The following is a 14,915-nucleotide window of genomic DNA, read 5'->3' as shown; positions in this document are numbered from 1 at the left end:
TTTACAGCCCCTTGGCTAAGTCAATAGCGGATTGGAATGGGTCCGCGCTTCTCCCGTCCTCCCGATAGAATGTCCTGATCTCTCGCGATTTCAAATTCCCTATAAATATTCTTCCAGTAGCTGGATCATGCTTGATTATAGTGTTTCCGACATTCGTTTCGTTGAAAGCTCCCGATTCCTTGGAAAATTCTTTAGCCTGTTTAAGATATTCAGCTTGGCTTATATCTCCGAACTCCTTCTGGTCAACTACGTGCTTCTGATAATGAGGCTGCAATTTTCCGGCCGAAAATCCTCTCCAGTTTATTGAAGCCGCTGTAGGTGGCGACATTTCTCCCTGATTGACACGAGCTTTCTCCTCTGGAGTTTCAGCGCCTTGGCCGGGAGTGCATTTTCCGCCACCAGGACAATTATTCAACCCCAGCGGATCCACCCACCCTGTAGGGTTAGGCACGTACTGGTAGCTATTCAACCCACCCGCAAGTTTGATCGGATCCGGCGTCAAAAACCGCCCAGTGCCCGGATTGTAGTAGCGGTGTCGGTTGTAATGTAGCCCGGTTTCGGCATCGAAATACTGGCCTTGGAATCGCAGCGGGTTGTCGATTTTGGCGACGTCCAGTGCGGCAAGATTGCCGTAAGCGCGGTAATTCGCTGACCACATGATCTCGCCGCTGTAATCAGTCAGTTCCTGTGGCGTGCCGAGGTGGTCGAGTTGGTAGTAAAACGGTGTGGCCTTAAGTGGGCCTTCACCATCGAGCATCGCCAGTGGGCGGAAGCTGCCGGGCTCATAGATGTAGCTGCGGTATCGATTATCGGCGCTTTCGGCGATGAGGCGTTCGCCTTGCCAGAGAAATTCTGTGGTTTGTCCGTCGACGGTTTTTTCGATGCGGCGGCCAAAGGCGTCGTATTTGTAGCTAGCGATTCTGCCGTCCGGCAGGCTGAGGCTGATCAACCGTTGTTGGCAGTCGTAACGGTATTCGGTGACCAGCCTCTGGCCAGCACCGCGACGTTCACGGCTCAAATTACCGTAAGCGTCGTAATCGTAGTGGCGGTCGCCTTGCATGAGCAGGCGGTTGCCTTTGACATTGGCGAGGTTGGCCACGGGCAGGTCGTTCTGGCCGAGGAGATTGCCCGCCGGGTCATGGGCGAAGCTTTCCGGCATCGCACCACGGACGCTGAGGAGACGATCGAGCGGATCGTAATGATAGCTGCGGTTGCCTTTGCGGCTGTCGTCGACGCCCACGAGGTTACCGTTCGCCGCGTAGTTATAACGACGGTGAAACAGGTTTTTATCCCGCTGGCTGATGCTATGGGCTTGCAGGCGGCCCTGTTCATCGTATTGGTATTGGCTGAGCAGCAAACCCTGTTGGCGTCGCTGTTCTCGACCGGCGCTGAATTGGTGAGCTGTCAGGCGTGAACCGTTGAGGTCAATGCTGCTCAGGCGCCCGCCGGGCAGATGGCGGTAATCAAGCTTGCTGCCGTCCGGGAGACGGCAATGGCTCAGTTGGCCGACGCTGTCGTATTCATAACGCGTAGTGCCCCAGCCTTGGTGCTCAGTGATCAGACGATCCTGCTCGTCGTATTCGTAGGCGAGCGGCCAGTTTCCGTCATCGACATTTACCAAGCGCCCGAGGGCATCGTAGCCGTAGTGGATTTCATCGCCGTCGGGCAAGATTTTTACCAACAGTCGTCCGGCGGCGTCGCGCTGATACTCGGTGACCAGGTCGCTGCCGTTGTCTCCGAATTCGGTTTTCTTCAGCAGTTGGCCATTGAGATCGTATTCATACGCGGTCCGACGGCCATCGAAACCGGTTTCCTGCTGAATCAAGCCATTGGCGAAGTAATCGAGGTGGTAGTGCTCGCCGTGCTCGTTTTCGATTTCGGTGAGCAGCAGACCTGCGTTGTCGTAGCGATAACGCAGCTGGCTGCCGTCAGGATTGATCCGGCGGCTGACGAGATGCAGGTTATCAGCGTATTCGTAACGGGTGATCCGCCCAAGTTCATCCCGTTCAGCGGTGACGCGACCGTAAGGGTTGTAACTGAAAGCCCGGGTGGCGCCGCCCGGCAGAGTGATCTGGGTCAGGCGATCGACAGCGTCCCATTGGTAATGGGTGATCGCGCCAAATTCGTCCTGTCGGGTTATTTGCCGGCCGAGCGCATCGTAGCGATATTTGCGTTGACCTCCGTCCGGCAGGCGTTCTTCCAGCAACTGGCCGAGATTGTTCCAGCCCAACTGATGGTGGCTGCCATCGGGATGACGAATTTCCAGCAATCGACCCTGTGGGTTGTAGCTGTAGTGGGTTTCGTTGTCGTCGGGATCGATTTGCCGGGTGATATCACCCTGACGGTTGCGCTCGTATTTCCAGCGAGCCTTGCCTCTGCGCACGTAAGTGAGCTGGCCGTTGAAGTAGTTGTAACAGGTCGGCTCTCCTTCCGGCGGGAACACCGCCATCAAGCGCCCCGCGTTGTTGTACTGATACTCGGTGATCGCGCCCATTGGATCTTTTATGGCGACCAGACGACCTTGATCGTCATAGGCGTTCTGTGTTTCGCCGCCGTCCGGAGCCGTCTCGCTGAGCAAGCGCGCGTTTTTGTCATGCAGGTAAACCTGGGTGCTGCCGTCCGAGTTGTATGCGGTGACGGAGCCTTTGTCATCCCATTCGTACCGCGCTTCCAACTGCGAATAGTTGGCCCAGTGGCGAACGCAGCGAGACAGTTTTCCTTCACGCTCCCACTCCCAGAAGAAACGGGCTCCGCCGGCTAATTGCCGTTCCACAATGACGTGTCGTTCGTTGTATCGATAATGTTCGGCCTCACCTGCCGCATTGGTCGCGCAGACTAGCTGACTGTGGTCGTTGTAGCTGTAGGTGACCAGCGTCTGGAGGGTTAGCCAAGGTTCCTGACGCTCACCGCGATCGTTGTACTCGACACGTAGTTGCTGTCGGTCGACCGCCACGATGTGACGATCGTCATAACGCAGCAGCAGGCAGCTGCCCGCGCCATTGTCGATGCGTTGAATGCGACCGACAAAGTCATAGCTGAGATGCAGGCGATTTTCGTAGGCATCGCTGAGGGCTGTCAGTCGCCCTGCGCGGAAATGGTAGAAGCGTGTTTTCGGCCCGGCCTGGGTCAGAATGAGTTCGCCCGGCACATCCCCCAGAAAAATGGCCGCTTGCGCCAGACTATTGCTGATCGCCGGCCGTTGTTCAGTCGGCATGGGGAAGCGGGTTTGACGGTTTTCATGGTCAGTCCAGACGACGCCTTCATCTTCGATATCCAGTCGGTGTGAAAGCGAATGGCTCCAGCCATGGCCCAGACGACTGTCGATTTCAACCGCGCTGGTACGGTAGAGGCGGGTCCACTCCAGGGGTAGCGAGCCGGCGAGTTCGCCGTCAGTCAGGGTGAGCAATTCTTCGCCGGTGACCATCGAGACAGGGTCATCTTTGGCGCAGGTTTTTTCAACGCGCTGTGTAGGCTGATCCGCCGCGTTTCTGGATTGCTCAGGTGCGTTATCAATCTTTTCCTGTTGTTCCACGCGCGTGTCGCTGCGGGTTTTACGCCGTGCGTGAATCTGCGAATCGGGTATGACTTCTCCCCCTGCGGCGGGGGCGGGCGGTTTCATGGGGGAGGCTAGTTGTGCCGGCACGTGGGGAGTAATGTTGCTTGTTGCCTTGGTGCCCGTACTGGCGACCGTTGTCCCACTCAAAGCTACCGGCGTGTACGCCTGCGCATGGGTTTTGAAGTGCTTGCGACTAATGGCCACCAGGTTCGCGGTCAGTTTTTCAATCAACTTGAGCGCTTTGTCTGCTTTCAACGTAACGGTCACGGCCTTTGCACTGGCTCGTAATGCGATGCCAAGACCTGCGGTGAATATGACGCTGAGGACGACGTAGAGTATTTCCGTTTTCAATCTGGCCAGCACTTCCGTGCGGGTCTGGGGAGGCAGCATGGACGCCCAGGCCCAGGCAGCAGAAATGTAAATCCACAGCAGCGGCTCGTCGCAGGCAATCAGCATTGCTATTCGGCGCGCTTCGGTCGCAGCGTCATATATGCGCTTGATGCTGTCGTCGGTGAAAAATTTCTTCAGCTTCTCATAGTGTTTGAGCGGATCGCTTACCAGATCGAAGAGATCCTCGAGATCTCCCCAGATGCTCATGCCGACGCCCCAAACCCCGCCAATCTCAGCCAGCAACAGTTTGGCCGCGCGCCCGGGCAAGGATGCGTTGGTGTGCTCTTGCCAGAGAAATCTGAATTCTTTCCATTCGCTCTCCAGCCAGAGGCTCACGTCATTGATGACGACATCGTAGGACTGGAACAGACGCTCAATGTCATCTTTGCCGGTGGAGGGGAAAAACGTAATCCGGTAGCGTTGGGCGGGCAGAAGATTCGGCACTTCTTCAATACCACTCGGCCCGATGTTGGTGAGAGTCGATTTACCGATGATGTTGTTGTTCGCGTCTACCGGTTCCAGTAGCACAGGTGTGTTGCCAATCGGCACGAATCGCGCGGACTCGAAGCTGTGGATCAAGGTGAGTTTGCCGCTCTTGGGGCAGGTGGCGAAGTGCTTCGGCTGTTCTTTGATGTCTAGTGGCGTCGAAAGATGAAGTTCGTCACCGACTTTGAATTTTTGCTCAACCTCCAATGCTGGCAATTTTTTGACTGCGGACTTGTAGTCTGCCAGGCAGTTTTTGAATTTACCGATAACTATCTTGGGATCCGGCTGCTTTTCGAAGATTGCAATGACTAACGGGCTCATGCGGTCACCTCTTTCCTTGAGTTGGCCAGCCCCAATCCCGGGAAGCCGGCGAAGCTCATCAAGCGTGCCATTCCGTTAACCAGGCGACGGTCCTGTCGCTTTGGTTAACCCCTTGAGAGCGCCTGTAACCTGACAAAACGTTGCTGAACTTTCCAGTGACTATTCAAGCCATTTGCGCTTTTCCTGTAGCAAAAAGTTTCAGAGCGTCTACTCCGGTACTTGTATAGGGTTGAACCCTGATAAAGCGTCTTATAAATGAAACACCGCCCTCGGCTATACTCCCCGCATTTCGACCTAGGCACGAGGAATCACTGTGAAGAACTGGACGTTGCGCCAACGAATTTTGGCGAGTTTTGCGGTGATTATCGCCATCATGTTGCTGATGGTGGTGCTGTCGTACTCGCGACTGTTGAAGATCGAAGCCAGTGAAAACAGTGTCCGCGACGATGCGATTCCCGGTGTCTATTACAGCTCGATGATTCGTGGTGCCTGGGTCGACAGCTATCTGCAGACTCAGGAATTGCTCGGCCTCAAGGAAGGTCAGGGCATCAGCAGCGAAGACGCTGCCGAGTACAAGTCCTTTGAGAGCCGTCTGCAGGAGCAGATGGAGAATTACCGCAAGACCATGGCGACCGACGAGGACCGTAGCGAATTCGCCGCCTTCGTGAAGTACCACGATAACTACATGCAGATTCAAGATGCGGTGCTCGATTTGCACAAGCGCAATCTGGAAGCCGATGCGGTGAAACTGTTCCACGAGAAGCTCACGCCGGCGTGGTACAGCGGTCGCACGAAACTCAACGACATCATCGGCGAAAACAAGAAAGTCGCCGATCAGGCCATGGCCAATATCGACGATGCCGTGGCCGCCGCTAAAGTCAGTATGTTCATTTCCCTGCTGGTTGCGGTATTGGCTGCCGGTCTCTGCGGTTTGCTGTTGATGCGCGCGATCATGGCGCCGATGAACCGCATCGTGAAGATCCTCGAAACCATGCGTACCGGCGACCTCAGTTCGCGCCTGAACCTCGACCGCAAGGACGAGTTCGGCGCTGTCGAAACCGGCTTCAACGACATGATGACCGAGCTGACCTCGCTGGTGTCCCAGGCCCAGCGTTCGTCGGTGCAAGTGACCACGTCGGTCACCGAAATCGCTGCTACCTCCAAACAGCAACAAGCTACCGCCACCGAAACCGCCGCGACCACCACTGAGATCGGCGCGACCTCCCGCGAGATCGCCGCCACCTCGCGCGATCTGGTGCGCACCATGACCGAAGTATCGACCGCCGCCGATCAGGCTTCGGTGCTCGCCGGCTCGGGCCAGCAAGGCTTGGCGCGGATGGAAGACACCATGCACTCGGTGATGGGCGCCGCCGATCTGGTCAACGCCAAACTGGCCATTCTCAATGAGAAGGCCGGCAACATTAACCAAGTGGTGGTGACCATCGTCAAAGTCGCCGACCAGACCAACCTGCTCTCGCTCAACGCCGCGATCGAAGCGGAGAAGGCCGGTGAGTACGGTCGCGGTTTTGCCGTGGTCGCCACCGAAGTGCGACGTCTGGCGGATCAGACCGCTGTCGCCACTTATGACATCGAACAAATGGTCCGCGAGATTCAGTCGGCGGTGTCGGCCGGCGTGATGGGCATGGACAAATTCTCCGAAGAAGTGCGCCGCGGCATGTCCGAAGTACAGCAGGTCGGCGAGCAGCTGTCGCAGATCATCCATCAGGTGCAGGCGCTGGCGCCGCGGGTGTTGATGGTCAATGAAGGCATGCAGGCCCAGGCCACTGGCGCCGAGCAGATCAACCATGCGCTGGTGCAGTTGGGCGATGCCAGCAGCCAGACCGTCGAGTCGCTGCGTCAGGCCAGTTTCGCCATCGACGAACTGAGCCAGGTGGCCGTCGGGCTGCGCAGCGGCGTTTCGCGATTCAAAGTCTGATGAGCGACATCATCGCCAAACGCGGTGCCGCGCCCGTGGCGAAGCCGGCGTTGTTCTTGCTGTTTTGCATCGGCAGCGAGCGTTACGCCTTGCGCGCCACCGAAGTAGCGGAAGTGCTGCCGCGCCTGCCGTTGAAAGCGATTGCCCGCGCGCCCCAATGGGTCGCCGGAGTGTTCGCTTATCGCGGCGCGGTGGTGCCAGTGATCGACCTCAGCGCGCTGACGTTCGGCCAATCGGCCGAGGCGCGCACCAGCACGCGTCTGGTGCTGGTGAACTACCGCCCGGACGCCACGCAAGCGGCGCAATGGCTCGGGCTGATCCTCGAACAGGCCACCGATACCTTGCGCTGCCATCCGCAGGAATTTCAGCCTTACGGTCTCGATAACCGTGAGGCGCCGTACCTTGGCCCGGTGCGCGAAGATGCGCAGGGGCTGGTGCAATGGGTGCGGGTCAATGACTTGCTTGATGAGTCCGTGCGTACTCTGTTGTTCCCCAATCCACCGCTGGACCCGGCGCAGCTTGAGGCGCAGCCATGAGCAACGATCAGCGCTTTTTCGACTTCCTCAAGGAACGCATTGGCCTCGATGTGACCTCGGTAGGCCCGGCGATCATCGAGCGCGCCGTACGCCAGCGCACCACGCTCTCGCAAGCCGCGCATGCCGATGAGTATTGGCAGTTGCTGCAAGGCTCGCGGGATGAACAGCAAGCGCTGATCGAAGCAGTGATCGTCCCGGAAACCTGGTTTTTCCGTTACCCGGAATCGTTCGCCACCCTGGGCAAACTGGCGCGCAATCGCCTCAACGAGCTGAATAACATGCGCGCCTTGCGCATTCTCAGCCTGCCGTGTTCCACCGGCGAAGAACCCTATTCGATTGCCATGGCTTTGCTCGATGCCGGGCTCAAGCCGCATCAGTTCAAGGTCGATGGCATGGACGTCAGTCCGCTGTCGGTGGAAAAGGCGCGGCGGGCGCTGTACGGCAAGAATTCGTTTCGCGGCCAGGATCTGGTCTATCGCGAACGGCATTTCAGCGCCGGGCGGGACGGCCATCGGGTCAATGAAAATGTCCGCGAGCAGGGCGGCTGCAAGTCGGCAATGTGCTCGATCCGGCGTTGCTGGCCAGCGAACCGGCATTCGATTTCGTGTTCTGCCGCAACCTGCTGATCTATTTCGATCAGCCCACGCAGAAGCAAGTGTTCGAAGTGCTCAAACGCCTGACGCATGTCGACGGCGTGCTGTTTATCGGCCCGGCCGAGGGCAGTCTGCTTGGACGCTTGGGCATGCGTTCGATCGGCATCCCGCAGTCTTTTGCGTTCAGTCGTCATAGCGATCCGCATCCCGAGCCGCTGCCGACGCCAAAACCTGTCACGTTGCCGATCAGTCCAGCGCCACGCAGCCCGTCGCCGCTTCCGGTGCGCAATCGGCCGTTCAGCGCCGTAACGCCACTGCCGATCACCCGCAACAGTGCCAACCCGGACGCGGCAACATTGCTGGCGAACATCGCCGCGCTGGCCAACGAAGGCAAAAGCGCCGAAGCCCGGGCTGCCTGTGAACAGTATCTGCGCAGCCACGAGCCGGTGGCCCAAGTGTTTTACTGGCTCGGCCTGCTCAGCGATGTCGCTGGCCTGACGCTGGAAGCCCAAGGTTTCTACCGCAAGGCGCTGTATCTAGAACCGCAACATCCCGAAGCGTTGATGCACCTGGCCGCATTGCTGCAGGCTCAGGGCGACAGCGTCGGTGCCAGACGATTGCAGGAGCGCGCCGCCCGCAGCGGCCGCACCGCCGACAGTGAGCGTAAACGATGATCCCGTCCGACACCTTGAACGTCACCCACGAAGACGCCCGGGCGATCGACGATTGCTGGAACCGCATCGGCATCCATGGCGACAAGTCCTGTCCGCTGCTGGAAGAGCACATTCATTGCCGCAATTGCTCAGTGTATTCCGCCGCCGCCACGCGCCTGCTTGACCGATATGCCTTGCAGCAGGACGAGCGCGACCCGGTGGCCAGCGCCGTCGAAACGGATGTGAAAACCCGTTCGCTGCTGATGTTTCGCCTCGGTGAAGAATGGCTGGGGCTGGCCACGCGCAGCCTGGTCGAAGTCGCGCCGCTGCAGGCCATTCATTCCTTGCCGCATCAGCGCTCGCGGGCCTTGCTCGGCGTGGCCAATGTGCGCGGCGCGCTGGTGGCGTGCCTGTCGCTGGTTGAATTGCTTGATCTGGACGGCAGCGCTGCACCGGCCAGCAGTGGGCGAATCATGCCGCGCATGCTGATCATCGCCGCCCATGGCGGGCCGGTGGTGGTGCCGGTGGATGAAGTCGACGGCATACATGCCATCGACGAGCGCATCCTTGATGCCGCCTCGCAATCCGGTGAGCAAGCCAGTGCCAAATTCACCCGTGGCGTTTTGCAGTTTCGCGGTCGCAGCCTGCGTTGGCTGGATGAAGAACAGTTGCTGTCCGCCGTGACCCGGAGCCTGACATGACCCCCGAGCAAATGCGCGACGCCTCCTTGCTGGAGTTGTTCAGCCTCGAAGCCGAAGCGCAGACCCAAGTGCTCAGCGCCGGGCTGCTGGCGCTGGAGCGTAATCCGACCCAGGCCGATCAACTCGAATCGTGCATGCGTGCGGCGCACTCGCTCAAGGGCGCGGCGCGGATTGTCGGCATCGACAGCGGCGTCAGCGTCGCCCATGTCATGGAAGATTGCCTGGTCAGTGCGCAGGAAGGGCGCTTGTTGCTGCGTCCGGAACACATTGATGCGTTGTTGCAGGGCACGGATTTGCTGATGCGCATCGCCACCCCGGCGAATGCGCCGCAGCCGAGTGATATCGACGCATACGTGGCGTTGATGGCGAGTTTGCTCGATCCGTCGACGCCGCCGGCAACGCGGATTGCACCGCCGATGGCCGAGTTGCAACTTCAAGCGCCGCCGCTCTTTGAACCCGCGCCAGCTCCGATCATGGACGCGCCGGTTGAATCCTCCGAATCGGCGCCACGCAAAAACAAACGCACCACCGAAGGTGGCGAACGCGTCTTGCGCGTGACCGCCGAGCGCCTGAACAGCCTGCTCGATCTGTCGAGCAAATCGCTGGTGGAAACCCAGCGCCTCAAGCCGCATCTGGCCACCATGCAACGCCTCAAGCGCATGCAGAACAACGGTCTGCGCGCGCTGGAAAACCTCAACGTACACCTCAAGGAACACGCGCTGAGCCTTGAGGCGCAGGAAGCGCTGGAAGATGCACGGCGCCTGCTCGCCGAATCCCAGCAACTGCTCAGCGAGAAAAACGCCGAGCTGGACGAATTCGCCTGGCAGGCCAGTCAGCGCGCCCAAGTACTCTACGACACTGCGCTGGCTTGCCGCATGCGCCCGTTCGCTGACGTGCTCACCGGTCAGGTGCGCATGGTTCGTGATTTGGGCCGTAGCCTGGGCAAGCAGGTGCGTCTGGAAATCGAAGGGGAAAAGACGCAGGTCGACCGCGATGTACTGGAGAAACTCGAAGCGCCGCTCACCCATTTGCTGCGCAACGCGGTCGATCACGGCATCGAAACCCCGGAGCAACGCCTGCTCAAAGGTAAACCCGAAGAGGGCCTGATCCGCCTGCGCGCCTCGCACCAGGCCGGTCTGCTGGTGCTGGAGTTAAGCGATGACGGCAACGGTGTCGACCTGGAAAAGGTCCGCCGCAGCATCGTCGAACGCCAGTTGTCCCCAGCCGAAACCGCGGCGCAGTTGAGCGAGGAAGAACTGCTGACCTTCCTGTTCCTGCCCGGTTTCAGCCTGCGCGACACGGTCACCGAAGTTTCCGGTCGGGGAGTCGGCCTTGATGCCGTTCAACACATGGTTCGCCAGTTGCGCGGTGCCGTGGTGCTGGAACAGGCAGCGGGCGAGGGCAGTCGCTTCCATCTCGAAGTACCGCTGACCTTGTCGGTGGTGCGCAGTCTGGTGGTGGAAGTCGGCGAAGAGGCGTATGCCTTCCCGCTGGCACATATCGAACGCATGTGTGATCTGGCCCCTGAAGACATCGTGCAGGTCGAAGGCCGGCAGCATTTCTGGCACGAAGGCCAACACGTCGGGCTGGTTGCGGCCAGCCAGTTGCTCAACCGCCCGGCCAGTCAGAACAGCGGCGAAACCCTTAAAGTCGTGGTGATTCGTGAGCGCGATGCCATTTACGGTGTTGCGGTCGAGCGCTTCATTGGCGAGCGCACGCTGGTGGTCTTGCCACTCGACGAGCGTCTGGGCAAAGTGCAGGACATCTCCGCCGGCGCCTTGCTCGATGATGGCTCGGTGGTGCTGATCGTCGATGTCGAGGACATGCTGCGCTCGGTCGACAAGCTGCTCAATACCGGACGCCTGGAACGCATCGCCCGCCACGGCAATCAGGCCGCCGAGGCCGCGCGCAAGCGGGTGCTGGTGGTCGACGATTCACTGACCGTACGCGAACTGCAACGCAAGCTGCTGCTCAATCGCGGCTACGACGTCGCGGTGGCGGTGGATGGCATGGACGGTTGGAACGCACTGCGTTCGGAGGACTTCGATTTGCTCATCACCGACATCGATATGCCGCGCATGGACGGCATCGAGCTGGTCACGCTGTTGCGCCGCGACAACCGCCTGCAATCGCTGCCGGTGATGGTCGTGTCGTACAAGGATCGTGAAGAGGATCGTCGCCGTGGCCTGGACGCCGGGGCGGACTATTATTTAGCCAAAGCCAGTTTTCATGACGACGCCCTGCTCGACGCAGTGGTCGAGCTCATCGGAGGAGCGCGGGCATGAAGATCGCAATCGTCAACGACATGCCAATGGCGGTGGAGGCGCTGCGCCGGGCACTGGCCTTCGAGCCGGCGCATCAGATGGTCTGGGTCGCCCGCAACGGCGCCGAGGCGGTGCAGTTGTGCGCCGAAAAAACCCCGGATCTGATCCTGATGGATTTGATCATGCCGGTGATGGACGGCGTTGAAGCCACCCGGCGGATCATGGCCGAGACACCGTGCGCCATCGTCATCGTCACGGTCGACCGCCAGCAGAATGTCCATCGCGTCTTCGAGGCCATGGGCCACGGCGCGCTGGACGTGGTCGATACCCCGGCACTCGGCGCCGGTGATGCACGTGAAGCGGCGGCGCCGTTGCTGCGCAAGATCCTCAATATTGGCTGGCTGATCGGCGACAAGGCGCCGCGCTCGCGCCCGGCACCGACACCTCCGCGCAGCTCGGGATCGCGCCAGCGACTGGTGGCGATCGGTTCATCGGCGGGCGGCCCGGCAGCGCTGGAAGTGTTGCTCAAAGGCCTGCCCCGGGACTTCTCGGCAGCGATTGTGCTGGTGCAGCACGTCGATCAGGTCTTTGCCGCCGGCATGGCCGAATGGCTGGCCAGTGCCAGCGGCCTGGATGTACGTCTGGCCCGCGAAGGCGAACCGCCGCAAGCCGGCGCGGTGCTGCTGGCCGGCACTAACCATCATATTCGTCTACTCAAGAACGGCACGCTGGCTTACACCGCCGAGCCGGTCAATGAGATCTACCGGCCCTCCATCGACGTGTTTTTCGAAAGTGTCGCCAGTTACTGGAACGGTGATGCGGTCGGGGTTTTATTGACCGGGATGGGACGCGACGGGGCGCAAGGGCTTAAGCTCATGCGCCAACAGGGGTACCTGACCATCGCGCAGGATCAGCAAAGCAGTGCGGTGTACGGCATGCCCAAGGCCGCTGCAGCCATTGATGCCGCCGTAGAAATTCGTCCACTGGAAAAGATAGCGCCACGATTGCTGGAGATTTTCCCCAAATGAACCGATTTATCCGCAATCCTGGCCCGCGCAGTACTCAGGTGACCGCCCATGAATGACTTACAGATCGACGACATTAAAACCGACGAAAACGCCGCCATGGTGTTGTTGGTGGACGATCAGGCGATGATCGGCGAAGCCGTGCGCCGTGGGCTGTCGAACGAAGAGAACATCGACTTCCACTTCTGCTCCGACCCGCATCAGGCCATCGCGCAAGCGGTGCGGATCAAGCCGACGGTGATTCTTCAGGATCTGGTCATGCCCGGTCTCGATGGCCTCAGCCTGGTGCGCGAATACCGTAATCACCCGGCGACCAAAGACATTCCGATCATCGTGTTGTCGACCAAGGAAGATCCGCTGATCAAGAGCGCGGCGTTTTCGGCCGGGGCCAACGATTATCTGGTGAAACTGCCGGACACCATCGAACTGGTGGCGCGCATCCGCTATCACTCGCGTTCCTACATGACCCTGCTGCAGCGCGATGCCGCCTACCGTGCACTGCGCGTCAGTCAGCAGCAGTTGCTCGACACCAATCTGGTGCTGCAACGGCTGATGAACTCCGATGGCCTGACCGGTTTGTCCAATCGCCGTCACTTTGACGAGTATCTGGAACTGGAATGGCGCCGTTCGCTGCGCGATCAGAGCCAGTTGTCGCTGCTGATGATCGACGTCGATTACTTCAAGTCCTACAACGACAGCTTCGGTCACGTCGAGGGCGACGAAGCGCTGCGCAAGGTCGCCACGGCGATTCGTGACGCCAGTGCGCGACCGTCGGACTTGCCGGCCCGTTATGGCGGCGAAGAGTTTGCGCTGGTGTTGCCGAATACCTCGCCAGGCGGCGCGCGGCTGGTGGCCGAGAAGCTACGGCAGACCGTGGCCTCGCTGAAGATTCCGCACAACACCCCGGCGGATGGCGCGAGCCTGACCATCAGCATTGGCCTGGCGACCATGGTGCCGCAGGCGGGCAACGATTGCCGCCTGCTGATTTCGGCGGCAGATCGTGGCCTGTACCTGGCCAAAAACAACGGTCGTAACCAGGTCGGCATCGAATAACCGCCGCAATTCCCTGTAGGAGCTGCCGCAGGCTGCGATCTTTTGATCTGTTTCTAAAATCAAAGTCAAAAGATCGCAGCCTTCGGCAGCTCCTACAGGTGAAATGTGTCAAGCGAATCGCCTCAACACCCGCCAGACGGGCTGCCGTCACAGCCTGATTACGTTATACTCGCCGGCTTTCAAAAGTTCGCCAACGAGTGCTGCCCGTCATGGAAATCAACCCGATCCTGAACACCATCAAGGACCTGTCCGAGCGCTCCGAAACTATTCGGGGGTATCTTTGACTACGATCAAAAGCATGAGCGTCTGACTGAAGTCAATCGCGAGCTTGAAGATCCGAGCGTCTGGAACAAACCTGAATACGCCCAGGAACTGGGTCGCGAGCGCGCCGCGCTGGCACAGATCGTCGATACCCTCGACGAACTGAACGCCGGTCTGGCCGATTGCCGCGACCTGCTGGACATGGCCGTCGAAGAAAACGACGAAGGCGCAGTGGGCGATGTCGTAGCCGAGCTGGCCCGTCTCGAGGAAAATCTGGCCAAGCTGGAATTCCGCCGCATGTTCAGCCATGAAATGGACCCGAACAACGCCTACCTGGACATCCAGGCCGGTTCCGGCGGCACCGAAGCCCAGGACTGGGCCAACATCCTCCTGCGCATGTACCTGCGCTGGGCGGATAAACGCGGTTTCGACGCGACCATCATGGAACTGTCCGCCGGTGAAGTCGCCGGTATCAAAGGTGCGACCGTGCACATCAAGGGCGAATACGCCTTTGGCTGGCTACGTACCGAAATCGGCGTGCACCGTCTGGTGCGCAAGAGCCCGTTCGACTCCGGCAACCGTCGCCACACCTCGTTCTCCGCGGTGTTCGTCTCGCCAGAGATCGACGACAAGGTCGAAATCGAAATCAACCCGGCAGACCTGCGGATCGACACCTATCGTTCCTCCGGTGCCGGTGGTCAGCACGTAAACACCACCGACTCGGCCGTACGTATCACCCACGTACCGACCAACACCGTGGTCAGCTGCCAGAACGAACGTTCCCAGCACGCCAACAAGGACACCGCCATGAAAATGCTGCGGGCCAAGTTGTACGAGCAGGAAATGCAGAAACGCAACGCCGCGTCGCAAGCGCTGGAAGACACCAAGTCGGACATCGGCTGGGGTCACCAGATTCGCTCGTACGTGCTCGATGCGTCGCGGATCAAGGATCTGCGCACCAACATCGAACGCAGCGACTGCGACAAGGTACTCGACGGCGACATCGACGAATACCTGTATGCCAGCCTGAAATCCGGGCTGTAAAAAGACGCGATACAGCATCGGCAGATCCAAGCCGATCCCTGTAGGAGCCAGCCCTGCTGGCGATCCCCGGGCCGCAAGGTCCGGGGGCAACGAACC

At 59.7% G+C, this 14,915-nt stretch carries 8 protein-coding genes and 1 pseudogene; 8 read left to right on the top strand and 1 reads right to left on the bottom strand.

What is annotated here, in order from left to right; translation table 11 throughout:
* Position 1: 1 nt before the first annotated feature.
* The gene (locus AK821_RS28605) at positions 2-4,753 is read right to left on the bottom strand and encodes an RHS repeat-associated core domain-containing protein (protein WP_082355503.1); all 4,752 of its coding nucleotides are present in this window, start codon (positions 4,751-4,753) and stop codon (positions 2-4) included.
* Positions 4,754-5,066: 313 nt separating this feature from the next.
* Between AK821_RS28605 and AK821_RS28600 the strand changes: the two genes are divergently transcribed.
* The 8 genes and pseudogenes from AK821_RS28600 (at position 5,067) to prfB (ending at position 14,819) form a co-directional block, all read left to right on the top strand.
* Entirely contained in the window at positions 5,067-6,689 is a 1,623-nt protein-coding gene (locus AK821_RS28600) for a methyl-accepting chemotaxis protein (protein ID WP_064393231.1), read from the top strand.
* Entirely contained in the window at positions 6,689-7,225 is a 537-nt protein-coding gene (locus AK821_RS28595; protein WP_064393230.1) for a chemotaxis protein CheW, read from the top strand. Before AK821_RS28600 ends, AK821_RS28595 begins: the two co-directional genes overlap by 1 nt.
* Positions 7,222-8,492 (top strand): annotated as a pseudogene (locus tag AK821_RS28590) (CheR family methyltransferase). The gene AK821_RS28595 and the pseudogene AK821_RS28590 overlap by 4 nt, the downstream one beginning before the upstream one ends.
* Positions 8,489-9,172: a chemotaxis protein CheW gene (locus AK821_RS28585; RefSeq protein WP_064393229.1), complete on the top strand. Its 684-nt coding sequence runs from the start codon at positions 8,489-8,491 to the stop codon at positions 9,170-9,172. Before AK821_RS28590 ends, AK821_RS28585 begins: the two are co-directional and overlap by 4 nt.
* Positions 9,169-11,457 (top strand): hybrid sensor histidine kinase/response regulator, encoded by a 2,289-nt coding sequence (locus AK821_RS28580; protein ID WP_064393228.1) that lies wholly within the window; start codon positions 9,169-9,171, stop codon positions 11,455-11,457. Before AK821_RS28585 ends, AK821_RS28580 begins: the two co-directional genes overlap by 4 nt.
* Positions 11,454-12,464, top strand: coding sequence for a chemotaxis response regulator protein-glutamate methylesterase (locus tag AK821_RS28575; protein ID WP_064393227.1), 1,011 nt, complete (start codon positions 11,454-11,456; stop codon positions 12,462-12,464). The genes AK821_RS28580 and AK821_RS28575 overlap by 4 nt, the downstream gene beginning before the upstream one ends.
* Before the next feature lie 48 nt (positions 12,465-12,512).
* Positions 12,513-13,514 (top strand): response regulator, encoded by a 1,002-nt coding sequence (locus AK821_RS28570; protein WP_064393226.1) that lies wholly within the window; start codon positions 12,513-12,515, stop codon positions 13,512-13,514.
* A gap of 209 nt (positions 13,515-13,723) precedes the next feature.
* Positions 13,724-14,819, top strand: a protein-coding gene (gene prfB, locus AK821_RS30735) for a peptide chain release factor 2 (RefSeq protein WP_105707287.1) whose coding sequence is annotated in 2 segments (ribosomal slippage) — positions 13,724-13,795 and positions 13,797-14,819 — 1,095 coding nt in all. Because the reading frame shifts where the segments join, the coding sequence is not laid out codon by codon here.
* Positions 14,820-14,915: the final 96 nt, after the last annotated feature.

The organism is Pseudomonas sp. RIT-PI-r (assembly GCF_001297015.1).
Classification (GTDB): domain Bacteria; phylum Pseudomonadota; class Gammaproteobacteria; order Pseudomonadales; family Pseudomonadaceae; genus Aquipseudomonas.
This window is presented reverse-complemented; position numbering and strand designations above follow the sequence as displayed.